Annotated in this window: 19 protein-coding genes; 11 read left to right on the top strand and 8 right to left on the bottom strand. The window is 63.6% G+C overall.

Annotated features, from left to right (window positions below; all coding sequences use genetic code 11):
* Nucleotides 1-59 precede the first annotated feature (59 nt).
* The 9 genes from C1M53_RS04135 to C1M53_RS04095 all read left to right on the top strand — a co-directional run bounded on the left by C1M53_RS04135 (nt 60) and on the right by C1M53_RS04095 (nt 12591).
* Nucleotides 60-998: a sensor domain-containing diguanylate cyclase gene (locus C1M53_RS04135; RefSeq protein WP_129416015.1), complete on the top strand. Its 939-nt coding sequence runs from the start codon at nt 60-62 to the stop codon at nt 996-998.
* A 219-nt stretch (nt 999-1217) separates the two neighbouring features.
* Complete coding sequence (gene bcsN / locus C1M53_RS04130) at nt 1218-2165, top strand: cellulose biosynthesis protein BcsN (RefSeq protein WP_165358037.1); 948 nt, start codon at nt 1218-1220, stop codon at nt 2163-2165.
* A 164-nt stretch (nt 2166-2329) separates the two neighbouring features.
* Nucleotides 2330-4525: a UDP-forming cellulose synthase catalytic subunit gene (gene bcsA, locus C1M53_RS04125; RefSeq protein WP_129411081.1), complete on the top strand. Its 2196-nt coding sequence runs from the start codon at nt 2330-2332 to the stop codon at nt 4523-4525.
* Nucleotides 4522-6831: a cellulose biosynthesis cyclic di-GMP-binding regulatory protein BcsB gene (locus C1M53_RS04120; protein WP_129411080.1), complete on the top strand. Its 2310-nt coding sequence runs from the start codon at nt 4522-4524 to the stop codon at nt 6829-6831. Before bcsA ends, C1M53_RS04120 begins: the two co-directional genes overlap by 4 nt.
* Nucleotides 6832-7030: 199 nt before the next feature.
* On the top strand, nt 7031-9169 hold the full coding sequence (locus C1M53_RS04115) for a cellulose synthase (protein ID WP_129411079.1): 2139 nt from the start codon (nt 7031-7033) through the stop codon (nt 9167-9169).
* A 229-nt stretch (nt 9170-9398) separates the two neighbouring features.
* On the top strand, nt 9399-10148 hold the full coding sequence (gene paaG, locus C1M53_RS04110; RefSeq protein ID WP_165358313.1) for a 2-(1,2-epoxy-1,2-dihydrophenyl)acetyl-CoA isomerase PaaG: 750 nt from the start codon (nt 9399-9401) through the stop codon (nt 10146-10148).
* Nucleotides 10145-10585 carry a hydroxyphenylacetyl-CoA thioesterase PaaI gene (gene paaI / locus C1M53_RS04105; RefSeq protein WP_129411078.1) on the top strand — a complete coding sequence of 147 codons (441 nt, stop codon included), beginning with the start codon at nt 10145-10147 and terminating at the stop codon, nt 10583-10585. The genes paaG and paaI overlap by 4 nt, the downstream gene beginning before the upstream one ends.
* Nucleotides 10586-10659: 74 nt before the next feature.
* Nucleotides 10660-11970, top strand: coding sequence for a phenylacetate--CoA ligase PaaK (paaK, locus tag C1M53_RS04100; RefSeq protein WP_129411077.1), 1311 nt, complete (start codon nt 10660-10662; stop codon nt 11968-11970).
* 24 nt (nt 11971-11994) lie between these two features.
* Entirely contained in the window at nt 11995-12591 is a 597-nt protein-coding gene (locus tag C1M53_RS04095) for a TetR/AcrR family transcriptional regulator (protein WP_129411076.1), read from the top strand.
* Nucleotides 12592-12599: 8 nt separating this feature from the next.
* Here the strand turns inward: C1M53_RS04095 and C1M53_RS04090 are convergent, their stop codons facing one another.
* The gene (locus C1M53_RS04090; protein ID WP_129411075.1) at nt 12600-16034 is read right to left on the bottom strand and encodes an indolepyruvate ferredoxin oxidoreductase family protein; all 3435 of its coding nucleotides are present in this window, start codon (nt 16032-16034) and stop codon (nt 12600-12602) included.
* A 152-nt stretch (nt 16035-16186) separates the two neighbouring features.
* On the opposite strand from C1M53_RS04090, the gene C1M53_RS04085 reads away from it, so the two are divergent.
* Nucleotides 16187-16645: an Lrp/AsnC family transcriptional regulator gene (locus C1M53_RS04085; RefSeq protein WP_129411074.1), complete on the top strand. Its 459-nt coding sequence runs from the start codon at nt 16187-16189 to the stop codon at nt 16643-16645.
* A 121-nt stretch (nt 16646-16766) separates the two neighbouring features.
* Nucleotides 16767-17357 (top strand): hypothetical protein, encoded by a 591-nt coding sequence (locus C1M53_RS04080; protein ID WP_129411073.1) that lies wholly within the window; start codon nt 16767-16769, stop codon nt 17355-17357.
* A 95-nt stretch (nt 17358-17452) separates the two neighbouring features.
* Here the strand turns inward: C1M53_RS04080 and paaZ are convergent, their stop codons facing one another.
* The 7 genes from paaZ to C1M53_RS04045 are packed head-to-tail and all read right to left on the bottom strand — an operon-like array spanning nt 17453 to nt 23356.
* Entirely contained in the window at nt 17453-19513 is a 2061-nt protein-coding gene (paaZ, locus tag C1M53_RS04075) for a phenylacetic acid degradation bifunctional protein PaaZ (protein WP_129411072.1), read from the bottom strand.
* 38 nt (nt 19514-19551) lie between these two features.
* Nucleotides 19552-20319 carry a Phenylacetic acid catabolic protein gene (locus C1M53_RS04070; RefSeq protein ID WP_245488437.1) on the bottom strand — a complete coding sequence of 256 codons (768 nt, stop codon included), beginning with the start codon at nt 20317-20319 and terminating at the stop codon, nt 19552-19554.
* A complete protein-coding gene (gene paaE, locus C1M53_RS04065; RefSeq protein WP_129411071.1) occupies nt 20309-21382 on the bottom strand; it encodes a 1,2-phenylacetyl-CoA epoxidase subunit PaaE in 1074 nt (357 codons plus the stop codon). The genes C1M53_RS04070 and paaE overlap by 11 nt, the downstream gene beginning before the upstream one ends.
* Before the next feature lie 7 nt (nt 21383-21389).
* Nucleotides 21390-21893: a 1,2-phenylacetyl-CoA epoxidase subunit PaaD gene (paaD, locus tag C1M53_RS04060; RefSeq protein ID WP_129411070.1), complete on the bottom strand. Its 504-nt coding sequence runs from the start codon at nt 21891-21893 to the stop codon at nt 21390-21392.
* 7 nt (nt 21894-21900) lie between these two features.
* Nucleotides 21901-22662 carry a 1,2-phenylacetyl-CoA epoxidase subunit PaaC gene (gene paaC, locus C1M53_RS04055; protein ID WP_129411069.1) on the bottom strand — a complete coding sequence of 254 codons (762 nt, stop codon included), beginning with the start codon at nt 22660-22662 and terminating at the stop codon, nt 21901-21903.
* Nucleotides 22662-22946, bottom strand: coding sequence for a 1,2-phenylacetyl-CoA epoxidase subunit PaaB (gene paaB, locus C1M53_RS04050; RefSeq protein WP_054313507.1), 285 nt, complete (start codon nt 22944-22946; stop codon nt 22662-22664). Before paaB ends, paaC begins: the two co-directional genes overlap by 1 nt.
* Nucleotides 22943-23356 carry a hypothetical protein gene (locus tag C1M53_RS04045; RefSeq protein ID WP_129411068.1) on the bottom strand — a complete coding sequence of 138 codons (414 nt, stop codon included), beginning with the start codon at nt 23354-23356 and terminating at the stop codon, nt 22943-22945. The genes paaB and C1M53_RS04045 overlap by 4 nt, the downstream gene beginning before the upstream one ends.
* Between the last annotated feature and the right edge of the window lie 16 nt (nt 23357-23372).

The following is a 23372-nucleotide window of genomic DNA, read 5'->3' as shown; positions in this document are numbered from 1 at the left end:
AGTCGCACGTGATAGTATGCTAACGTACTGTTCGATGCGGGGACTTGCAGCGACTGATGATGGAAGACATCGTTCTTCGGCTATCGGAGGTCCAGGAAATTTCCGGTGCCCTGGTGGCGCTCTATGATGGTTCCGATCGCCTGAGATATGCCAATCGGGCATTCCGCGAAGTGTATTTCATCGATCCCGGCGAGATGCCGCTTTGGGCGGACATCATGCGTCGGAATTTTGCCCTGTCGCGAGGAACGATAATCCGGGCAGCCAGCTTCGAGGAATGGCTGGTGTCGACCCAGGCCAGGCGCGGAAAGGTTGGTTTCCGCGCCTTCGAGACGGATCTCTTCGACGGGCGCTGGCTCTGGATGACGGAAACCGTCGATACCGAGGGATGGATGCTGTGCATCGCCAGCGACATCACGTCGATAAGGGCGACGGAGCGCAAGGTTCGGCAGGATCGCGACTTTGCCCTCAAGGTCGCCCAGACCGACGAGCTCACTGGCATACCCAACCGCCGTTTCGTGCTGGCGCGGGCCGAAGAAATCATCGCAAGGGCGACCGCCGTGCCCGACAACAACTGTGGCTGTCTGGCGATCCTCGACCTCGACAATTTCAAGAACATCAACGATCGCTTTGGCCATGCCGCCGGCGACATCGTGTTGCGAGACTTTGCCATAACGATCCACGGCATGGTGCGCCGGCTCGACAGCATGGGAAGGATCGGCGGCGAGGAATTTGCGCTCGTTTTGCCAGGAGCCTGCCTTCCGGATGCGGAAAACATCGTCGAGAGGATGCTCTTGCAGGTCCGTCAATCAAAGCCGCTGAGCATAGATCCCGCCTTCGGCTACACGTTTTCGGCAGGAATTGCCCAGGCCCGGCCCGGCGATACGCTCGACAGATTGTATGAACGTGCCGACAAGGCTCTCTATCGGGCAAAGCTTGGCGGCCGGAACCGCATCTGCCTAGAAGGCGAACCCAGAAACGAACCGGCGGCCGCGATTTGATCCGACCACATAACCTTCCGCCGATGGATAGCGGCGACCGGGCGGCGCTGTCGGTCGAATGTGGTAATTTCGACTCAGGTCACATCAAAATGTGATGAACCGCTAAAGGGTTGGCTTTCGCGCTTCGTTGAACGCGCCGAATCTCTTAGCTTCGCCACCATGCGAACTTTGCTCAAAAGCAGGCTGCCTGCAGCAAAGACAGGAAGAGTGCGGCCTCCTATGCTGGTTTTATCCGGCATAATGACGGGACTTGCGCTGGCCGGCTGTGCCCAGCAGACCCAGATCGGTTCGCTGTCGGATACGCAAATGGTTTCAGCCGAAAAGGCTTTTGCCTATCCTGGCCCAGGCGGGCCGGCGATAACCGGGATCATCGAACGGCACTATGCCAACGCGCTTCAGCAGGAGATCGCGCTGTCGACCTCCGCGCACTCTCCTGGCCAGAACATGTTGCGGGTTCAATTGTTCGGCCCGGTTGATCGCAAGGCCGCAGGGCAGACGGAACTGCGGGCGGGGTTCCTGCCGCCCAGCAACATTGGCACCGAGATGCGGCAGCTGTTCCCTGGCATTCGCATGGCCCGATCGCCTTATTACGTGCAGAACCGCTATGGCCCCTTCGGCTACGCTGTCGGGCGCTCATCGTCGGGAGATACCTGTCTTTATGCCTGGCAGCGCCTGACGTCGACCGGTTCGACGCAGACGCTCATCGGCAACAAGGGCTCTGTCCAGATCAGGTTGCGGCTGTGCGATCAGGCCTTGCCGGAAGAGCGCCTCCTGCAGACCATGTATGATTTCACCATCTCGTCCTACTTCCGTTCGAGCGGCTGGAACCCCTATGGCGAGGTCAATGCACCGGATGCTTCGCTCGGCAGGTCCGGCGCCCCCGTCTATCCGACGGCATCGGAGAAGTTCGCGACGGTGACGACGCCGGTGGCCCCTGCGGTCGAGCGAGTCGTGCGGCCGAGACAGGTTGCACCCGCACCACAACGCGTGCCCACGCAGCCGGAGGCGACCGGACCGGTCGTGCCTCCGCCGCCCGGCGCGGCAACGCCGCAAGGTGCAACGAGGCTGCCGACCGTTCGGGTTCAAAACGCGCCGGCGTCGGTACAGCCGGCGGTGATCGTGCCGCCTCCACCCTGTGACCCGGCCAGTCCCAATTGCAAACAATGAGAAAGGAATCGCTAACCATATCTGCGGGCAGGCAGGCAACGGAGACCTGCATCGGTCATTGATTGAGGGGAGGCGGGAATCGGCTCCCTGGAAGGCGCGGCGAATCCGCGTGTCGCGCGATGACCGCAGCGGCGAGGTTTGAAAATGATGGAAAGACAGGTCTGATGCGTGGGTTGTTGATCGTACTGCAGTGGGCGATCGCCTCCGTGGCCGTGCTCGGGCTTGTGACGCTTCCCATCAGCCTTGAAACGCAGCTGGTCGCCGGACTGTCTGTTCTCCTCGCGATGATGATCCTGAAGCTGGTTCGGCCGGACGGGATCTGGCGCCTGATCGCGCTCGCCTTCGGCACCGCGATCGTCATGCGCTACGTCTATTGGCGCACCACCAGCACCCTGCCGCCGATCAACCAGCCGGAAAATTTCATTCCGGGCATCCTGCTCTATCTCGCTGAGATGTACAGCGTCATGATGCTGGCGCTGAGCCTGTTCGTGGTTGCGCAACCGCTGCCGTCCCGGCCGTCACGCGCGAAATTCGACGGCAGGTTGCCGACCGTCGATGTGTTCATTCCGACTTACAACGAGGAACCGGCGCTGCTGGCGAACACCATCGCAGCCGCCATGGCGATGGACTACCCGAAGGATCGCTTCACCGTCTGGCTCCTCGACGACGGCGGCACGCTGCAGAAGCGCAATTCCGATCGCCTTGCCGAGGCCGACAATGCGCAGCGAAGACATGCCGAACTGCAGCAGCTGGCGAGCGATCTCGGTGCACGCTACCTGACGCGCGAACGCAACGAGCATGCCAAGGCCGGCAACATGAACAACGGCCTGGAGCATTCGACCGGGGAACTCATCGCCGTCTTCGACGCGGACCATGCGCCGGCACGTGATTTCCTGAAGGAGACGGTCGGCTATTTCGACGAGGACCCGCGCCTGTTCCTTGTCCAGACGCCGCACTTCTTTCTCAATCCGGATCCGATCGAACGCAATCTCAGGACGTTCGAGAAGATGCCCTCCGAGAACGAGATGTTCTACGGCGTCATCCAGCGTGGTCTCGACAAATGGAATGCCGCGTTCTTCTGTGGCTCGGCGGCGGTGCTGCGGCGGGCCGCTTTGCTCGAGACCAACGGCTTCAGCGGCGTCTCGATCACCGAGGATTGCGAGACGGCGGTCGAGCTTCACTCGCGTGGTTGGCACAGCGTCTATGTCGATCGCCCGCTGATCGCCGGCCTGCAGCCCGCCACCTTCGCTTCCTTCATCGGACAGCGCAGCCGCTGGGCGCAAGGCATGATGCAGATCCTGCGCTTCCGCTTCCCGCCGCTGAAGCGCGGCCTCTCGTTTCCGCAACGCCTCTGCTACATGTCATCGACGCTGTTCTGGCTGTTCCCGTTCGCACGGGCGATCTTCCTGTTCGTGCCGCTCTTCTATCTGTTCTTCGATCTCCAGATATTCACGGCGTCCGGCGGCGAGTTCATGGCCTACACGCTCGCCTATATGATCGTGAACCTGATGATGCAGAACTACCTCTACGGCGCGTTCCGCTGGCCCTGGATCTCCGAACTCTATGAATATGTGCAGACGGTACACCTGCTGCCAGCGGTCGTTTCCGTCATGATCAATCCGAGCAAGCCGACCTTCAAGGTGACGGCGAAGGACGAGTCCATCGCACAGAGCCGGCTTTCCGAAATCGGGCGGCCTTTCTTCGTGATTTTCGCGGTGCTGCTGGCTGCCGTCGCGATGACCGCCTACAAGGTTTACGCTGAACCTTACAAGGCCGATGTCACGCTGGTCGTCGGCGGCTGGAACCTGCTTAACCTGATCATGGCCGGATGCGCCCTTGGCGTCGTCTCGGAGCGCGGCGAAAGGGCCGCGACACGGCGCGTCAAGGTGAGCCGGCGCTGCGATTTCAACTACGACGGAAAATGGTTGAAGGGCACGATCGAGAACGTGTCCGCCAATGGTGCGCGTGTCGTGGTGCCCGGCGCCGAACTCGATGACCTCGCCAAGGGAGCGGACGCGACCTTGCGGTTCATGACATTTGCCGACGACACCGAGGGCGCGTTGCCGGTCAAGATCCGCAATTTCGAACGGACGACCGACGGCATTGCCATCGGCTGCCGCTACATGCCGCAGGAAGCCCGGCACCATAGGCTCGTCGCCGACCTGATCTTCGCCAACTCCAGGCAGTGGGAGCAATTCCAGCTGTCGCGCCGTGGCAATCCCGGCCTGTTGCGCGGCACGTTCTGGTTCCTCAGGCTGGCGCTCTTCCAGACCTATCGCGGCTTGGTCTATTTCTTCCGCGACCTTCGGGGCCGGACGGAAATCAAGGCTGCTGGTGAAGCCGCGGGGCATCAGCCATGAGATGGCGGCATGCGGCCTTTGCCTTTTTCATGTCGACGGCGGCGGCAGCAGCACAGCCCTTGCCCTTCGACATGTCGCCGGAAGCGCCGGCGCCGACAGCACCGGCGAAGCCGGCCGATCCATCAGGGCCGACTACCGGCAGCCAGGCTGTCTTGCCTGGCGCCGAAAATCAGCGCCGCTACCTGATACCCTTTGGAGAACTGGTGCTGGCGGGAGAGACGGCGCGGCGGTCATGGGCAGTCTACCTGACACCGCAGGAAGCAGAGTCGCCGGCGTCCATGCAGGTGGCCTTTCAGAATGCGATCGTCGTCGCGCCGGAGGCTTCCCGGCTGAAGCTGTGGATCAACGGTACCCGGTTGATCGACACGCCGGTATCATCTCCCAACAGCGTTGCGCAGCTCGATGCCGCTCTGCCTGCCGGAGTGCTACGGCCCGGGTTCAACGAAATCGTGGTTGAGGCCAGCCTGCGCCACCGTACGGACTGCACGATCCAGTCCACCTATGAACTGTGGACGCAGTTCGATCCGACCCGAACCTTCCTCACCTTCCAAGGGACTGGGGCAGGGCGCTGGAAGAGTTTCGAGGACATTCGGGCCATCGGCGTGGACGAACGCGGCGAGACCAGCTTCAACTTCGTCGTGCCTTCCTTGACCCAGGCGGTCGCAACCGCGCCGGTCGTCAGGCTGGCAGAGGCGCTGGCGATATTGGCCAATATGCCAAACCAGGCTTTCGACCTGCGTGAAACATTGGGGCGGCCGGCTGGTCCGGGGCAAGCCACCGTCATCGTCGGACCGGCGGCGGAGATCCAGCACATGGTGCCAAATCTGCCGGCGGGGGCGTCCACAACCCCGGTGTCGGCGATGGTCGAGGAGCCCGGCAGGGCGTTTTCGACCTTCGTGATTACCGGACCCAACTGGCAGGCGGTCAACTCGGCGATAGACGAACTGATCAAGCAGGTGGATCGCCCTGCCGAAAGCCGGCGTACGAGCCTTGCCACCCAGACCTGGCGCATGCCGGACGTGCCGATCTTCTTCGATGCTGGCCGCAAAAGGTTTTCCGAACTCGGCGTGCCGACGCAGGAGTTTTCCGGACGGCGGTTCAAGACCGATTTTTCAGTTGGCGTGCCTTCCGATTTTTACGCCGATTCCTATGGCCATATCACGCTGCTGCTGGATGCCGCCTATTCCGAGCAGGTTCTGCCCGGCAGCCACATCGACGTCTATGTCAACGACAACATTGCCGCCACGATACCGATCACCGCGGCCCGGGGAGAAATCCTGCGGCACCTGCCGGTCAACGTCACGATGCGTCATTTCCGGCCAGGGGATAACAAGATCTCGATCGAGGCCGATCTGCGCACCCAGGCCGATTCCGTCTGCGCACCGGGGGCCACCGCATCCACCAGCAGCCGCTTCGTGCTGTTCGACAGTTCTGAAATGGTCATGCCGGCTTTCGCACGCATCGGCAGGACCCCGAACCTGGCCGCGATCGCGGGTACGGGCGCTCCTTACAGTCGATCCGCCGGCCCGGTTGCACTGGTCGTGGACAATGCCCAGCCGCAGGTCCTGTCTGCCGCGGTTTCGCTGATGGCGCGGTTGTCGGCAGCGGCTGGTCGACCAATTCCGATCGATGTCACCGCGGTACCCGCAGCCATCACCGATCGCGATGCCGTCTTCGTCGGAGCCGCGTCGCAGATACCTGCTGCCGTGCTGTCACAAGTCGGTATCGCCGATGACAGCCGGGCCGCGTGGGGGGAGGCTGTCAGTTCGACACGATCGGACACGGATGTCACCTTCGACCAATGGCGCGACAAGCTGCGTGGAAGCGGTTGGCGCGGGCAGGTCAGCGCACTGGAAGACTGGCTGAGCCGGACCTTCAATCTCTCCGGCAGTTCACTTCGGTTGATCCCGCGGACCGATGCACCCTATTCGCCGGCGGGTAACTCAACGCTGCTCGTCGCCCAGCAAAGCAGCCCCGGCGGCTCGGGAACCTGGACACTGGTTACGGCACCTGATGCCAGCAAGCTGCGTTCGGGAATGGACATGCTGACCAACCAGGCGGTCTGGCGGCAACTGGGCGGGCGCATCACGACTATCGATGCAAAGGATGCCAAGGTCACCGTTCAGGCGGCGGCGCGAACCGCCTTTGTGGAAACGCTACCTTTCTCCATCTCCAACTACCGCCTGATCATCGCGAACTGGCTGTCGGCGAACGCGCTGTTCTACGCGCTGGTCCTTGCCCTGCTGTCCATCGTCCTGGGCCTGGCCACAGCCGGCCTGCTGAGCTCGACCGGGCGGCGATCATGAGGTGGGCTCGGCACCAGGCAAGGGTCGGCCTGAAAAACGGCTCGATCCTGTTCGACGAATCATCGACATTTCCGGGAGGGAGCCGGGCAGGGCGGAAGAGAAGGCGACAGGTTCGGATTGTCATATCGGGAAAACAGCGGGACCGGCGGAGCGGCGGCTTTGATCGCGCACGGCCGGCAGCGAGCCGGATGAGGCACCGATGAGGCCGCTCATCCTTCTCCCGGCCGGCGTGGCCATTCTCGGGGCGGTCGCCCTAGGCAGCCCGGGTCTGGTCGATCGGTTCCTGCCGCGCCAGGGCTCAGAGAGCACCTCTTCGCTGGTCAAAACCGAGCCGGCCGAGCCGGAGCCCGATACTCCCGCGGACGTTGTCCTGGCGCAGGCCGGTGGCGGAAATTCTTCCTCCGGCACGACTGAACAGTCCGCGAAGGTCGATGAAACGGCGCTGCGCTACTTTGCCGCCAAGGGAGACACAAAACGGCTCGAAGCTGAAATTGCCCGGCTGAAGGCGTTGTACCCGAACTGGCTACCGCCGAAGAACCCGCTCGCAACGGGGCCGACGAGCGACCTGCAACTCGAGGCGATGTGGAAGCTTTATTCCGAGGGCAAGTTCGCCGCCGTCAGGAAAGCGGTTGCTGACAGGCAGGCTGCCGAGCCCGGCTGGCAGGTGCCGCAGGATCTGCTCGACCGGCTGGCTGTCGCGGAGGCGCGTGACCAGCTCATCGGCGCCTCCGACCTCAAGCAATATGACAAGGTCGTGCAACTGGCCGCAACCAATGCCAGCCTGCTGACCTGCGGCGATGTCGACGTCCTGTGGCGCGTGGCTGAGGCCTTTGTCCGCACCGACCGCAAGGATCGCGCGCGCGATGCCTATCTTTACGTCCTGAAGAACTGCGACAAGCCCGAGGAGCGCTTTGCCACGGTGCAGAAGGCGCTGCCTTTGCTGCCGCGAACCGATATCGATCAGCTGCTGGCCGAAGAGCGCAAAACGCCGGACGGCAAGGGGGAGTTCGATCCGCTACGGGCGGACATCGCACGGCAAAGCCTGGCCAACGCCGGCGACGATGCAAAACTCGTCGTGGCGCCGGCGGACCTCTCTCTGGTCGAAAAGCTGGCCAACGACCAGGGTCTCGTCTCCGACGCGGTTCTGCTCGGCTGGTATCATCTGCGCCGCGATAGCCCCCAGGCCGCGGAAACCTGGTTCCGCCGGGCCTATGACAAGCAGAATTCCGCCGAAACGGCACAGGGGCTCGCCCTGGCGCTTGTCGACATCAGCCGTCCCGCCGAGGCGGAGAGCGTGCTTTTCCAATGGCGCAACACCAGCGACGACACGCGGAAGGTCTACCTGGCCGCAGTCGCCAACCTGCTTGCCCTGACACCGCCGCCGCAGATTTCCGCAGAGGTGCTGGATCGCATGTCGCGTGCCGTTGCCGAAGCCAAGGACACGACTTCGGCCGAGCAGTTCGGCTGGTATGCCGATGCGTTGAACCAGTTCCAGACGGCGACGCAGTGGTTCGCGCTTGCGCTTGGCTGGAAGCCCGACGATGAACCTTCCGCCTATGGGCTTGCGCTGATGCGCTGGAAGCTCGCGGACCATGCCGGCGTTCGCGATATCCAGAGGGCCTGGGTCGGGCGCTCGGAGCGCATCGCAAGGGTCGGCGAGCCGGAAGCAAAGCCGCGCGAGACCGGAAAAGTTCCGTCCGCCTTGCCGCCGTTGCGGCAGCCAGGCTCTCAGCCGGGAGCGGTCAGCGAGCCGCGGACGCCGGCAGCTCCCGACTTCGGCATGCGCGCCGCGCCAACGAGACAGGCGCGTGTTGCACCTGCAAAGACCCGAGGATGCCGCGAGACTCAGGACCCAAGAGGTCTCACGCCGACCCAGGCTTTGACGCGCGGCTGGTGCCTGATGGAAATCAACCGGCCGCTGGAAGCCGCAGCCGCGTTCGAGGTTGCGCTTGGCGGCACGGGGCAGACCCGCAGCGACGCTGCCTATGGCCAGAGTCTTGCTTACCTGCGTGCGGGGCTGGCCGACCAGGCGGCGGTTGCCTCATCGAAGGCGCCGCTGAGCCGGGACCGCGCGGTCGAGGTCCGGGTTGCGCTGCTGGAAACACAGGCGCTCGCCGCCTTCGAACATCAGCGCTATCCCGAAACGGTGATGGCCCTGGAAGAGCGAGCGCGGATCGCGCCGGAACGCATCAACCTGATGATCCTGCGTGGCTACGCCTATCTCAAGCTCTATCGTTTCGGCGATGCGGAGCAGGTGTTCCGTGCCGCCGCCGCGACCGGTGATCGCGATGCCTTGAAAGCGCTGGGCGACCTGGAGCGAGCGCGCAACCGCAATTGATGCGGCGAGGCTCCCTGTTGAGGGCGCCGTTGGTAGCCAGGTGCATGGCCGCTTGTGAGCCCGGCAAAGTCCGCCCATCGATCGACTTTAATATTGACCGACCGGTCGGATTATGTAACTGTCAAGCCTCTTCGCCGGGGAGGAGCTGGCGGGACCGGGAGGAGATGACGTGACCCAATCAGATCGGGCCGTGGCCGACACGCTGCTGGTAGCGGTGGCCGATGGCGTCATGACGCTGACGCTCAACCGTCCCGACAAGCTGAATTCCTTCAATCCGGAGCTCCACGAAGCTTTGCGTGCTGCCCTTGAACAGGCGCGCGATGATGCGGCGATCCGGGCCGTTCTGCTGACCGGCGCCGGTCGTGCCTTCTGTGCCGGCCAGGATCTTGGCGATCGCGACCCGCGCAAGGCCACCGAGGCGCCGGATCTCGGTTACACGATCGAAACCTATTACAACCCGTTGCTGCGTTTGATCCGGTCGTTGGACAAGCCCGTCATCTGCGCGGTCAATGGCGTCGCCGCCGGCGCCGGCGCCAACATCGCGCTGGCCTGCGATATCGTGCTGGCGGCCAAATCGGCCAAGTTCATCCAGGCCTTTTCGAAGATAGGCCTTGTGCCGGATTCCGGCGGCACCTGGACTTTGCCGCGCCTGCTCGGCGAAGCGCGTGCGAAGGCCCTGGTGCTGACTGCCGAGCCACTGCCGGCGCAAACCGCTGTCGACTGGGGGCTGATCTGGAAAGCCGTCGACGACGAACAATTGATGCCGGAGGCGGCTGCGTTGGCGAAACGCCTCGCCGCGGGGCCAACCTTCGGCATCGGCCTGACCAAGCAGGCCATCCATGCCAGCGCCGCCAATACGTTCGACCAGCAGCTCGACCTCGAACGGGATCTGCAGCGCAGAGCCGGCCGCAGCGCCGACTACGCCGAAGGCGTCGCCGCTTTCCTGGACAAGCGAGCGCCGGAGTTCAAGGGCAGATGACGATCGATATGAGCGATCCGAAGGCTGTTGCCACGGCTTCGGCCGAAGCGATGTGGCGGGAGGATCGTGCCTCGCGGCATCTCGGCATGGAGCTGGAACATGTCGGGCCGGGCGAGGCGACGGTCTCCTTCACGGTGACGGACGTCATGACCAACGGCCACAACACCTGCCACGGCGGCTACATGTTCACGCTGGCCGACTCCGCCTTTGCCTTCGCCTGCAACAGCTACAACCAGCGCGCGGTGGCGCAGCATTGCTCCGTCACCTTCGTCGCACCGGCCTTTCTCGGCGACCGGCTGACGGCGCGTGCCCGCGAGGTGTCTCGCGCCGGTCGCAACGGCATCTACGACATCGCGGTGACGAACCAGAAAGGCGAGCGGGTGGCGGAGTTCCGCGGCCACTCGCGCACAGTCAAGGGAACACATCTGCCGGCATAGAGCATCGCGCGTCCATTTTCGGACGCGCAAAGGACGCTCTGACATGGAAGTACCGCACGATCTGGGAGGATTGAATGGAAGACCTGTCTCCGCGTCCGGGTGATCTGGAGCCGATCGAGATCGCCTCGCGCGACGAGATATCAGCGCTTCAGCTCAAGCGGTTGAAGGCGACGCTCGACCATGCCTACCGCAACTCGCCACACTACAAGGCCAAGTTCGACGCGGCCGGTGTCCATCCCGATGACCTGTGGCAGCTGTCGGATCTGTCGAAGTTCCCGTTCACCGTCAAAAAGGACCTGCGCGATACCTATCCGTTCGGCATGTTCGCGGTGCCGCGCGAAAAGCTGGCGCGCGTCCACGCTTCCTCTGGCACGACCGGCAAACCGACCGTCGTCGGCTACACAAAAAACGATATCGACATGTGGGCGACCTGTGTCGCGCGCTCGATCCGCGCGTCGGGCGGCAGGCCAGGCGACATCTGCCATGTCGCCTATGGCTATGGCCTGTTCACCGGCGGCCTCGGTGCCCACTATGGGGCTGAAAAACTCGGCTGCACGGTGGTGCCGGTCTCCGGCGGCATGACCGAGCGCCAGGTTTCGCTGATCGAGGATTTCAAGCCGCGCATCATCATGGTGACGCCGTCCTACATGCTGTCGATCCTGGACGAGTATCGACGGATCGGCATCGATCCGCGTTCGTCGTCGCTGGCGGTCGGCATCTTCGGCGCCGAACCCTGGACCAACGCCATGCGCGAGGAGATCCAGGATGATTTCGACATGCACGCCGTCGACATTTACGGCCTGTCGGAGGTCATCGGTCCCGGCGTGGCCAATGAATGCGTCGAGACCAAGGATGGCCTGCATGTGTGGGAGGACCATTTCTATCCGGAGATCATCGATCCCGAGACGGGTGAGGTGATGCCTGATGGCGAGATGGGCGAACTGGTGTTCACCTCGCTGACCAAGGAAGCGCTGCCGATCATCCGCTACCGCACGCGCGACCTGACCCGCCTGCTGCCAGGCACTGCGCGCTCCATGCGGCGCATCGAGAAGATCACCGGCCGCTCCGATGACATGATGATCCTGCGCGGCGTCAACGTCTTCCCGACCCAGATCGAGGAACAGCTGCTCAAATGTGCGGGGCTCGCGCCGCATTTCCAGATCGTGCTCAGCCGCAGCGGCCGCCTCGACGACATGACGGTTCATGTCGAGGCCATGCCGCACGCCGGGGACGCCGCCCAGCGCGCTGCTTCCGCCAAAGAACTTGCGCACCACATCAAGAGCGTGGTGGGTGTGAGCACGAAGATCGTGGTCGGTGATCCCGATTCGGTCGAACGTTCGGCTGGCAAGGCCAGGCGGATCGTCGACAACAGGCCTAAAATCTGATGCGCCGGACAAAGAGATAGGAAGATGGCAAGGACGAGAGCTGCGGATTTCGACGAGAAACGGCGCAGCATCCTCGACGGCGCCGCCGCGGTCTTTGCCAAGCTCGGCATGGAGCGCGCCTCCATGGCGCAGGTCGCGCAGGAGAACAACGTCTCCAAGGCGCTGCTCTACCACTATTATCCCAGCAAGGAACTGCTGCTGTTCGACATCGGGCGAACCCATCTGGTCGAGCTCGAACAGGCGATCCTCGAGGCTGATCGTCCAGACCTGGAGCCCCGGCAGCGGTTGCGTCATCTCATCGGCGGCGTGCTGGAGAATTACCGCACCGCCGCCAATTTCCATCAGGTCCTGCTCAACGGCACTGGCTCGCTTTCGGAAGCGCAGAAGACCGAGCTGCAGCAGATGGAGCGCCGCATCGTCAAGGCGTTCTCCGATGTGCTCACCGACATCAATCCTGAACTCGGCAAGGCCCGCGCCGGCATCACGCCCGTCACCATGTCACTGTTCGGCATCCTCAACTGGGCCTACACCTGGTTCAAGCCGAGCGGCGCGCTCAACCGCGAGGGTTATGCCGACATGGTCACGTCGCTGGTCCTCGATGGCGTGAGTTCGCTCAAGTAGGCTCCGGATCAAGCTGCCTTGCGCGTCTCCTTCGGGCTGTCAAGCAAAGCGGCAACCCGCGCCTTGACCTTCGCAACCGCTTCGTCCTTCACGGGGCCATAGCCGCGAATATCCATCGGTGCCTTCGCCAACTCGACCAGTTCGGCCGGTGGCTGTGTACCGAGCTGCCCGATGATCCGGTCGATCAAGCCCTGGTACCAGCCGATCAGCTCTCGCTCCATCCGGCGTTCGGCGGTGTAGCCGAACGGGTCGAAGGCCGTGCCGCGCAGTCGCTTCAACCGCGCCATGACGCGCAGCGGCATCTGGATCCACTGCCCGAACTGGCGTTTGCGCGGCCTGCCGCGTGCGTCCCTAGCACCACCCAGGAAGGGTGGCGCGAAGTGGTAGTTGACCGTGTAGTCACCATCGAACTCGCGCTTGAGTTCGGCGAAGAAACCGGTCTGCATATGCAGGCGCGCCACCTCATATTCGTCCTTGTAGGACATCAGCTTGAAGAGCGAGCGCGCGACCGCATCAGTCAGGACTTCCGAGCCGAACGGCCGCTCGGCATTGCGTACCCGGTCGATCGTCGCGCGATAACGCCGTGCCCAGGCAGAATCCTGATAGTCGACGAGAAAAGCCTCGCGTCGCGCGATCATCTCTTCCAGGCTCTCTGCTGCCGCTGGCTGATCGGGAGCAAGTGAGCGGGGATCTGCGGCAGCCAGCCGGCCGGCGGCGAAGGCCTGTCTGTTGCGATCGACGGCGACGCCATTCAGCCCGATCGCACGCTGCAGCGCGTCGTATCCGATCGGCACCAGGCCCCGCTGCCAGGCGTAACCAAGCAGGATGATGTTGGCGAAGACGGCATCGCCGAACAGCCGCTCGGCAAGCGCGTTTGCATCCAGCGCACGCACATTGTCGGCTCCTGCCACGCGTTCGATTTCCTTCAGCCGGCGCCGGGTCGAGAGGTCGGCATCACGCAAGCGCACGATGTCGCCGGTCGGCATCTCCGCCATGTTGACCACCGCCTGCATTCCGGCCCGATAGCAGCCCGACGCCTTCGGCGAGGATGACACCACGATGTCACCGCCGATCAGCGCGTCCGCCGCGCCGGCATCGATGCGCACCTGGTTGATGGCATCGGGCGTTGCTGCCAGCCGGATGAAGGAAAGCACCGGGCCGAACTTCTGCGCGAAGCCGGTGAAGTCGAGCACCGAACTGCCTCGGCCTTCCAGATGCGCCGCCATCGAGATCAGTGCGCCGACCGTCACCACGCCGGTGCCGCCGACACCGGTCACGAGCAGGTCATAAGGGCGGTCGAGCGTGGGGGCATCCGGCAGGGGCAGTGCGGCGGCCCGGGCACTGAAATCCTCGCTGCTTGCCTGCCGCTTGCGGCGCACCGCACCTTCCACGGTCACGAAGCTCGGGCAGAAACCGTTCAGGCAGGAGAAGTCCTTGTTGCAGTTGGAAAGGTTGATCTTGCGCTTGCGGCCGAACGGCGTCTCCTTCGGTTCGACGCTGAGGCAGTTGGACTCGACGGAGCAGTCTCCGCAGCCTTCGCAGACCAGGTCGTTGATCCAGGCGAAACGCTTGGGATCTTCCATCGTGCCGCGTTTGCGTCGTCTGCGCTTTTCAGTGGCGCAGGTCTGTTCGTAGATCAGCACCGAGACGCCCTTCACCTCGCGCAGGTTGCGCTGCACGGCATCGAGTTCCGAGCGGTGGTGCAGCGTCACGCCCGGGGGGAATGCCGCGATGCTGAACTTGTCCGGCTGGTCGGAGACAAGCGCGATGCGTTCCACGCCTTCGGCGCGCACTTCCTGCGCGATCGCCTGAACGCTGATCGGGCCGTCCACCGGCTGGCCGCCGGTCATGGCGACCGCGTCGTTGAACAGGATCTTGTAGGTGATGTTGGCCTTCGCCGCGATTGCCTGACGGATCGCCATCGAGCCGGAATGATAATAAGTGCCTTCGCCGAGGTTCTGGAAGATATGGCCCTTGCCGGTGAACAGCGAGGACGCCGCCCAGTTCACACCTTCGCCGCCCATCTGGATCAGCGATGTCGTTTCACGGTCCATCCAGCTTGCCATGAAATGGCAGCCGATGCCGGCCAGCGCCTTGGAGCCTTCCGGCACCTTGGTAGACGAGTTGTGCGGACAGCCGGAACAGAAATAGGGCGTGCGCGCCGCGCCCGGCACCTGGATCAGCCGTTCCGATTCCGGCAGCAGGGATGCCGCTCGGTCGAGCAGGCGCAGGTTCGGAAACACCATGTCCAGCCGCTTGGCGACAATCGGCGCCAGCATGCGCGGCGACAGCTCACCGATCCACGAGATCAGCCGGTTGCCATCCTCGTCGCGCTTGCCGACCATCGAGTGCGGCTTGTGGCCCGGATAGTCGTAGAAATACTCCTTGAGCTGGCTTTCGATAATGCCGCGCTTTTCCTCGACGACGAGGATCTCCTTCTTTTCCTTCACGAACTCCAGCGCGTCGCGGCGCGCCAGCGGCCACACCATGCCGACCTTGTAGATGTCGATGCCGAGCTTGCGGCAGGCCTTCTCGTCAAGGCCGAGCAGCCGCAGCGCTTCCATCAGGTCGAGATGAGCCTTGCCAGTGGTGACGATGCCGAAACTTGCGTCGGCTATGTCGTAGACGCGCCGGTCGATCGGGTTGGCATCGGCGAAGGCATAGACGGCCATCTTCTTGGCTTCCATGCGTTCTTCGATCTGCGGGCCAGGCAGGTCAGGCCAGCGATAGTGCAGGCCGGTAGGCGGCGGCGCGTAGTCGGGTTTCTGGAATTGCCGGTCGGCAACGATTTCCACCGACTGGCCGCTCTCCACGGTTTCGGAGATTGCCTTGAAACCGACCCACATGCCGGTGAAGCGGGACAGCGCATAGCCATATTCGCCAAAGGCCTGATATTCGCCGACGGAGGAAGGGTTCAGGGTCGGCATGAACCAGGCCATGAAGGCGACATCGGACTGATGCGGCATGGAGGACGACACGCAGCCGTGATCGTCACCGGCCACCACCAGCACGCCACCATGCGGCGAGGAGCCATAGGCATTGCCGTGCTTCAACGCGTCGCCGGCGCGGTCGACGCCTGGTCCCTTGCCATACCACATCGAAAACACGCCTTCGACCGTCCGCTCCGGATTGGTCTCGACCTGCTGCGAGCCGAGCACGGCAGTCGCGGCGAGATCCTCGTTTACCGCAGGCAGGAATTCGATGCCGTGCTGTTTGACGAGGTCCTTGGCTCGCCACAGTTCGAGGTCGACGCCGCCGAGTGGCGAGCCGCGATAGCCGGAAACGAAGCCCGCGGTGTTCAGGCCGCGGTCCTTGTCGCGCCGCGCCTGGTCAAGCGTGATGCGCACCAGTGCCTGCGTGCCGGTCAGGAAGACGCGGCCGTCCCTGTTCGTGTAGCGGTCGTTGAGATTGTAGTCGGCAAGCGAGGGGGCAGCGTCAGCCACGGCCGGATCTCCCGAAAGGGTACCATCCAGTTCAGTCTACGCTTGCCGCTTGAAATATCCTGTCAGTCTCACCTCTGTGCACGCACAATATGGTAGACTCTACCGAATTGGGCTATCAGATTGGTAGAATTGACCGAAGGAAAGCGTTTTCAATGCAACTCACCGAACCGGACCGGATTCTGCTGCGGCTGCTGCAGCAGGATGCGCGCATCTCCAATCAGGAACTGGCGGAGAAGGCGGGCATGTCGGCGTCCGCCTGCTGGCGGCGGGTCAGATCGCTGGAAGAAGCCGGCATCATTTCCGGCTATGGCGCGGTCGTCGATCCGGTGAAGGCCGGCTTGAGTTTCTCGGCCGTGGTGCATGTCATGCTGTCGCGGCACGAGGCGGATCATGTCGCCACTTTCGTCTCGCGCGTCGCGGCACGGCCCGAGGTGCTGGAGTGTTTTTCGACCACCGGCGAGGCTGACTACCACCTGCATGTCGTCTGCCGCGACAAGGACGCCTATAACGACTTCCTCGAACACTTCCTGTTCAGGTTGTCCGGCATTGCCCATGTGCGCACCAACCTGGTGCTGAAGGACATCAAGGTGCACGGGCAGGTGCCGGTGTGATAGCGGCGGCCAGGTCGATCCAGGCCGGGGTTATTCAACCTGTCCTCGCTGAAACGGACTGTTGGTCCCCCGCAGCGCGGCAGCATATGATCCACACCGCCCTGGCACACGGAGAACGATCATGAGATTTCCACTGCCCGTCGCAGCGCTCCTCGCGATCGTCATGATCGCAGCACCGGCCGCCGCCGAAGTTGCCGATTTTCTGGGTGTTCCGGGGCCCATCGCGTTCGATGGGAAATCGTATCGGCTGGCATGGACCTCCCAGCCGTCGCAGAACTACACCAAGCAGGAATACGTGCCCGCGGGCCAGCGCGTCGAGAGTTACGACCAGATGCTGCTTGTCGAGCTTGTGACGGGCGGGGTCACGGTTGGCGAGGCTGTCGGTGCGCAGGTCGACATGCTCAAGAAGCGAAAGGCCAGCGATCCTCTCGTCAATTTCGAAGTCCTGCAGAACAATGCCACCAAAGAGGTGGTGCTCGATTTCATCCTCAGCGGCAAGGATTCCAAGGGCGAGGCAATCGTCGAGTGGAATGCCTACCGCTATGCGCCATACAGCGACGCCTCCGGAAAGAGCGGCGTTCTGCTGTTTGCCATCAGCCAGCGGGCCTACGGCGACGAAAACGCGACGGCCTTTCTTCGCGGCCTGAAACAGCTCAGACCGGGACAGAGAGCGGCGCTCGCAAAAGCCGATCTGCCCAAGCCTACGCGATGACAGGCGGAGGCCTGTCCCAACCACATTGCATCGACCGAAACGAGCCTGCAGTCGAGACGCTCGGCAGGTGGCGTGAGGCTGGGAATTGGCCGTAACTACTGCGGCCAGCTTTTCGCCACCATGGTCAGCACGTCGTACTGCGCCACCACCTGCGAGTCCTGGTTGGTTACCGTGCAATCCCAGCGCACCTCGCCATAGTTTTCGGTCTCGCGCGGGTTGATCTGCTTGGCCGTCAACGTCACCTGCAGCGTGTCGCCCGGATTGACCGGCGTGAGGAAGCGTAGCGAGTCCACGCCGTAGTTGGCCAGCACAGGGCCCGGCGCCGGGTCGACGAACAGGCCGGCGGCGAAGGAGACGATCAGGTAGCCATGCGCCACGCGTCCCTCGAAGAATGGGTTCGCCTTGGCCGCTTCCTCGTCCATATGGGCGTAGAAGGTGTCGCCAGTGAAACTGGCGAAATGCTCGATGTCCTCCAGCGTCACCGTGCGCGTGCCGGTCACCAGCTGGTCGCCGATTTCCAGTTCGGCGAGTGACTTGCGGAAGGGGTGCATGGTGTCGTGCCTGGCCTTCGCACCCTGCATCCAGCGGCCGGTGACTTCCGACAGCAGCCAGGGCGCTGCCTGTACTGCCGTGCGTTGCATGTAGTGCTTGACCGAGCGCATGCCGCCGAGTTCCTCGCCACCGCCGGCGCGGCCGGGTCCACCATGCACCAGTACCGGCAAGGGTGAGCCATGGCCGGTCGACGACTTCGCGCTCGCACGATTGCCGATCATGACGCGGCCGTGCCACGGCCCCAGCGCATGCACGGTATCGCGTGCGAATGTCGGGTCGTTGGTGAACACGGATGCCACCAGGCTGCCCTTGCCACGCCGCGCCAGCACGGCCGCTTCCCCGGCGGTTTCGTAAGGCATGATGGTGCTGACCGGTCCGAAGGCCTCCACATCATGAACCGCCTTCGCCGCATCCGGCCTGTCGCAATAGAGCAGGACCGGGCTGAGGAATGCGCCTGTTTCGGCATCGCCGGAGGCGACATTCGGCCGGTCCGGATCGCCGGCGACGATTTCGGCGTCGCCCTGCAGGTCCCTGATCCGGGCCCGAACCTCGTCGCGTTGCGCGAGGCTTGCCAGCGGTCCCATCTTGATGCCTTCCTCGCCGGGATTGCCGAGCGGGGTCCTGGCCAGTCGATCGCCGAGCGCCTGGACGAGCGCGTCGACACTGGCGCGCGGCGCGATCACCCGCCGGATGGCGGTGCACTTCTGCCCGGCCTTGGCGGTCATCTCGCGCGCCACTTCCTTGACGAAGAGATCGAATTCATCCGTGCCTGCAACGGCATCCGGTCCCAGGATCGCCGCGTTGAGCGAATCTGCCTCCATGGTGAAACGCACGGAGTTTTCGACAATCGCCGGATGGGCCTTCAGCTTGCGCCCGGTCGCCGCCGAGCCGGTGAAGGTCACCACATCCTGGCAGTCGACATGGTCGAGCAGGTCGCCGAGCGAACCGCTGACAAGCTGCAACGCGCCCTTGGGGAGGATGCCGAGGTCGATGATCCGGCGCACCATCAGCTCGGTCAGATACGCGGTCTGGCTGGCCGGCTTGACGATCGCCGGCATGCCGGCGAGCAGCGTTGGAGCCAGCTTCTCCAGCATGCCCCAGCAGGGGAAGTTGAAGGCATTGATGTGGACCGCCACGCCCTCCAGCGGCGTCAAGATGTGCTGGCCGGAAAAGCTGTTGTCACGCGACAGCAGCTCGACGTCGCCATCGACCAGCGTTTGCGTGTTGGGCAGCTCGCGCCTGCCCTTCGATGCGTAGGAAAGCAGCGTGCCGATGCCGCCCTCAATGTCGATCCAGCTGTCGGTGCGGGTAGCACCTGTCGCCGTCGACAGCGCATAGAATTCTTCCTTGGCTTCCATCAGCGCCTGACCAAGCGCCTTCAGCATCAGTGCCCGCTCGTGGAAGCTCATCTTGCGCAGCGCCGGGTTGCCGGTTTCACGGCCGAAGCTCAGCGCGGCCTTGAGGTCGATGCCGCTGGCGTCGATCAGCGCCACCGGCTCGCCGGTGGCGGCATCGAGCAAGGGCACCGCCTTGCCAGCCCCGCGGACCCATTGCCCGGCGATGTAGGATTCCAGCTGGCGGACATTTTTGACGGGCGCGTTCATGGCTGGCTCCTCGATGACTGTGAAAGGCGGGCAGGGGATCAGCGCAGGCCGATATCGCCCAGCAAACTGTCGACCTGGCGCGCCCATTCGGCGGCGAGTTCCGCGTTGCCGGTATGACGCAGGCCGAACTTCTTCTGTGTGTCGAAATGCTGGGAGGCGGCGGCGCCGAAGCTTGCCGCGACGCGAGGGCGCCAGTAGGCGATCGATGTCAAGATGGCAGGCTTGTTGATCGTGTCCTGCAGCAGCTTGCGCAAGCCCTCTTCGCCGAGTTCCGTATGCCGGCGCTCGCGTGGCAGGATCGCCCGGAAGATGTCGCCCAGCGGCTGGTAGGACAGCCTGGAAAACTCGTCGAGCTGGATAATGACGGCCCGGCCCATCAGCACGTTCATCACCACCGCATCGAGCCAGTTCTGCAGCGGATAGTGCAGCACGGCCAGCCGCATGTCCGAGCCATGGCGGGCCGAGCCCAGGTCGCTGTCGCGGGCGACGCGCGCGGTCCAGGGATGATGGCTGGCGTAGCGTGAAATGTCGGCGCCGAATTCGCCCATCACGGCAAGCACCCGCTCGGCATGGTCGAGTTTCTCCAGAACGATACGCGAGGCCGCGATGCGCTCCTTGATGCCGGGTCCCTGGTTGATGATGTCGGCAAAGCCGGCGGCACCCGCCAGCTCGCTGTCGACGAAGGTCGCCATCAAGCGCAGCAATTCGCCGCGATAGCGCGGTGGCGCGTTTTCCGGTGTCGTCAGCTTGCCGCCCTGGGCAAGATAGTCGTCCAGCGACATCGTATCGGTCGGATCACTGGTCATAGGTCACCACCACATGGTCCGACAAAGGATGGCACTGGCAGGTCAGCACATAGCCCTGGCGCACCTCGTAGTCTTCCAGCGCGTGGTTGGTCTCCATCTCCACCTCACCCTCCAGGACCATGGCGCGGCAGGTTGAGCAGACACCTGCCTTGCAGGCATAGGGAGCATCGAGGCTGGCCGCCAAGGCTGCCTCCAGGATGGTTTCTCCCTTCTTCGCCATCTCGATGACGCGGGTGGAACCGTCGAGCGTGATCGTCGCCCTGCAGGTCTCTGCCTTGGCGCCGTCTACGGCGGTCTTGACGACATGCTTTGCACGGCGCGGCGCCGAGGCAAACAGCTCGAACTTGATCTGGTCGTCGCGCAGTCCGTGTTCGCGCAGCGATGCGGCGATCGCCAGCATCATCGGCTCCGGCCCGCAGATGAAGGCCATGTCGATGGCGGCGATGTTGACCCAGCCCTTGAACAGGCGCGCGCATTTCTCGGCATCGATGCGTCCCGAAAACAGGTCGATCTCCTGCGCCTCGCTTTCCAGCACATGCACCACGTTGAAGCGGCCGAGATGGGTGTTCTTGATGTCTTCCAGCTCCTCCCGGAACATGATCGAGTTGATCGAGCGGTTGCCGTAGATCAGCGTGAAGCGTGATCCGGGTTCTCGCGCCAGCGTCGTCTTGATCAGCGACAGCACCGGCGTGATGCCGCTGCCGCCGGCGAAGCCGAGATAATGCCGGCTCACGTCGGGCTGCAGGGGCACGTGGAACGCGCCCATCGGCGCCATCGCCTCCAGCGCGTCGCCTGCCTTCAGTTCCTCATTGGCCCAGGTCGAGAAGGCGCCGCCGTCGACACGCTTGATGCCGACCTTGAGCTGTCCTTCATCCTTGCCGGCGCAGATCGAATAGGAACGCCGCAGCTCCTCTCCGTCGAACGAGCGGCGGAAGGTAAGATACTGGCCCTGCGTGAAGTCGAAGGCTTCACGGTCTTCTGCGCGCGGGGCGAGCGTCACCACGACGGCGTCGCGGGTCTCGCGGCGGACGTCAGTGACCTCAAGGGGAAAGAAGCGGGCCATCGGCGCCTCAGATGCTCTTGAAATAATCGAAGGGTTCCAGGCACTCGGTGCAGCGATAGTGCGCCTTGCACGGTGTCGATCCGAACTGGCTGACGCGCTCGGTTTTCGTCGAGCCGCATTGCGGGCACGAGACGGTGAGGGGCTTGAGCGCTCCGGCGCAGGCCGCGGTGCCTTCCTGGGGCGGGGCGATGCCATAGGCGCTGAGCTTTTCGCGGCCCCCGGCGCTGATCCAGGCAGTGGTCCAGGCCGGCGACAGCTGACGCTTGAGCTCGAGCTTCTCGATGCCGTGTTCGATCAGGGTCCGTTCGATCTCGAAATTGATGACGCCGGTAGCCGGGCAGCCGGAATAGGTCGGCGTCACCGTCACCTCCAGCGTGTCGCCACGCCAGGCGACATCGCGGATGATGCCGAGGTCGATGACCGAGATGACCGGGATTTCCGGATCCGGGATATCGGCCAGCCACGACCAGATCTGGCTGAGGCGAGGGCGAGAGATGGCGGCGACGTTCATCGTGGCCTCACCATTTCGCGTCGGGGTAGGCGCGCTGCAGGAACTGCATTTCGGCCAGGATGAAGCCGAGGTGTTCGGAATGCACACCGCGCTTGCCACCCTTCTGGGCATAGTTCCTGTCCGGTGCCTTGAGCGTCGCCTCGGCCAGCGTGCGGCCGACATGCTGATCCCATGCTGGTCGTAGCGAAGCAGGTGCGGGGGCTACGCCTGCAGTCTCCAGCTCTTCGTCCAGCGCATCCCCCAGGAACATCTCGCCGGTGTATGGCCACAGGAAATCCAGCGCCGACTGCATCCGGCCCTGGCTTTCGCGGGTTCCATCGCCAAGGCGCACGACCAGGTCGGTGCTGCGCTCGAGATGGTAGGCGACCTCCTTGGACGCCTTCTCCGCGATCTCGGCAATGCGCCTGTCGCTGGAGTTGGTCAGCGCCTTCAGCATCGGCAGATGCCAGGCATCGAACAGGAACTGGCGCATGATGGTGCGGCCGAAATCGCCATTCGGCTGCTCGACCAGCAAAATGTTGCGATAGCCGGAGGCGTCGCGCAGGAAGGCAAGCGTATCGGCCGTCTTGCCCTTGCCTTCGATCTCGCAGGCAAGGCCGAGCCACAACTGCGCCTGGCCGACATGGTCGAGTGCGGTGTTTGCCAGCGCGATGTCTTCTTCGAGCGCCGGCGAATGCCCGCACCATTCGGAATCACGATGGCCGAGGATCAGGCAGTTGTCGCCCATGCGCAGCGCGAATTCCGCTGTGGCGGTAGCAGTCGTGCTCATCACATATGGCCCACTTCGTCCGGGACGTCGAAGAAGGTCGGGTGGCGGTAGACCTTGGAATTGGCGGGGTCGAACAGCGGGCCCTTGTCGGACGGCGCGCTGGCCACCACATCGGACGAGCGCACCACCCAGATGCTCACGCCTTCATTGCGGCGCGTGTAGACGTCGCGGGCATTGTGGATCGCCATCTTGGCATCCGGCGCATGCAGGCTGCCGACATGCCTGTGATTGAGGCCATGCTGGCCGCGGATGAAGACTTCCCACAGGGGCCATTCGCTTGTCATGTCAGGCTCCTTTGTGCGCTCGAGCCGCGCTCTTTCATGAACAGTCCCGTCAGCACCACCGCCAGAGCGGCAAGTGCAGCCGTCTGCAGCCAGTAGATCGTGGTGCTGCTTCCGTTCAGCACCTCGGCGAGTTCGCTGGACTGGTTGATGTAGGCAAGGCCGATCACCGTCGCCCAGATCGAGATCAACGCGAACGGCACCACGGCGCGGTCACGCGAGGCAGCGAAGAACAGTGCTGCATAGGTGACCAGGGTGAAGGAGATGATGCGATCCTGATAGGCATAGAAAGGCGTGTCGAAATAGATGAACAGCACCGGCACCTTGAGGCCAAGGAAATGGGCTGCACCCATGCACAGGAAGAAGGCGACGCAGATCAGAAGCAGTGTCTTCAGGATCGGGGAGGGTGCCATTGTACGCTCCATCGCG

The organism is Mesorhizobium sp. Pch-S (assembly GCF_004136315.1).
Taxonomy (GTDB): Bacteria; Pseudomonadota; Alphaproteobacteria; order Rhizobiales; family Rhizobiaceae; genus Mesorhizobium.
Note: the sequence above shows the minus strand (reverse complement) of the source record. Positions and strands in the feature narration are given on the sequence as shown.

What these genes read in the sequence shown, in the direction of transcription:
- paaC (WP_129411069.1), bottom strand. Translation starts at nt 22,662, where the DNA reads ATGAGCACGACTGCTACCGCCACAGCGGAATTCGCGCTGCGCATGGGC.
- C1M53_RS04095 (WP_129411076.1), top strand. Translation starts at nt 11,995, where the DNA reads ATGGCAAGGACGAGAGCTGCGGATTTCGACGAGAAACGGCGCAGCATC.
- paaZ (WP_129411072.1), bottom strand. Translation starts at nt 19,513, where the DNA reads ATGAACGCGCCCGTCAAAAATGTCCGCCAGCTGGAATCCTACATCGCC.
- C1M53_RS04080 (WP_129411073.1), top strand. Translation starts at nt 16,767, where the DNA reads ATGAGATTTCCACTGCCCGTCGCAGCGCTCCTCGCGATCGTCATGATC.
- bcsA (WP_129411081.1), top strand. Translation starts at nt 2,330, where the DNA reads ATGCGTGGGTTGTTGATCGTACTGCAGTGGGCGATCGCCTCCGTGGCC.
- C1M53_RS04070 (WP_245488437.1), bottom strand. Translation starts at nt 20,319, where the DNA reads ATGACCAGTGATCCGACCGATACGATGTCGCTGGACGACTATCTTGCC.
- paaI (WP_129411078.1), top strand. Translation starts at nt 10,145, where the DNA reads ATGACGATCGATATGAGCGATCCGAAGGCTGTTGCCACGGCTTCGGCC.
- paaK (WP_129411077.1), top strand. Translation starts at nt 10,660, where the DNA reads ATGGAAGACCTGTCTCCGCGTCCGGGTGATCTGGAGCCGATCGAGATC.
- paaE (WP_129411071.1), bottom strand. Translation starts at nt 21,382, where the DNA reads ATGGCCCGCTTCTTTCCCCTTGAGGTCACTGACGTCCGCCGCGAGACC.
- C1M53_RS04120 (WP_129411080.1), top strand. Translation starts at nt 4,522, where the DNA reads ATGAGATGGCGGCATGCGGCCTTTGCCTTTTTCATGTCGACGGCGGCG.
- C1M53_RS04045 (WP_129411068.1), bottom strand. Translation starts at nt 23,356, where the DNA reads ATGGCACCCTCCCCGATCCTGAAGACACTGCTTCTGATCTGCGTCGCC.
- paaG (WP_165358313.1), top strand. Translation starts at nt 9,399, where the DNA reads ATGACGCTGACGCTCAACCGTCCCGACAAGCTGAATTCCTTCAATCCG.
- C1M53_RS04135 (WP_129416015.1), top strand. Translation starts at nt 60, where the DNA reads ATGGAAGACATCGTTCTTCGGCTATCGGAGGTCCAGGAAATTTCCGGT.
- bcsN (WP_165358037.1), top strand. Translation starts at nt 1,218, where the DNA reads ATGCTGGTTTTATCCGGCATAATGACGGGACTTGCGCTGGCCGGCTGT.
- paaB (WP_054313507.1), bottom strand. Translation starts at nt 22,946, where the DNA reads ATGACAAGCGAATGGCCCCTGTGGGAAGTCTTCATCCGCGGCCAGCAT.
- C1M53_RS04085 (WP_129411074.1), top strand. Translation starts at nt 16,187, where the DNA reads ATGCAACTCACCGAACCGGACCGGATTCTGCTGCGGCTGCTGCAGCAG.
- C1M53_RS04115 (WP_129411079.1), top strand. Translation starts at nt 7,031, where the DNA reads ATGAGGCCGCTCATCCTTCTCCCGGCCGGCGTGGCCATTCTCGGGGCG.
- paaD (WP_129411070.1), bottom strand. Translation starts at nt 21,893, where the DNA reads ATGAACGTCGCCGCCATCTCTCGCCCTCGCCTCAGCCAGATCTGGTCG.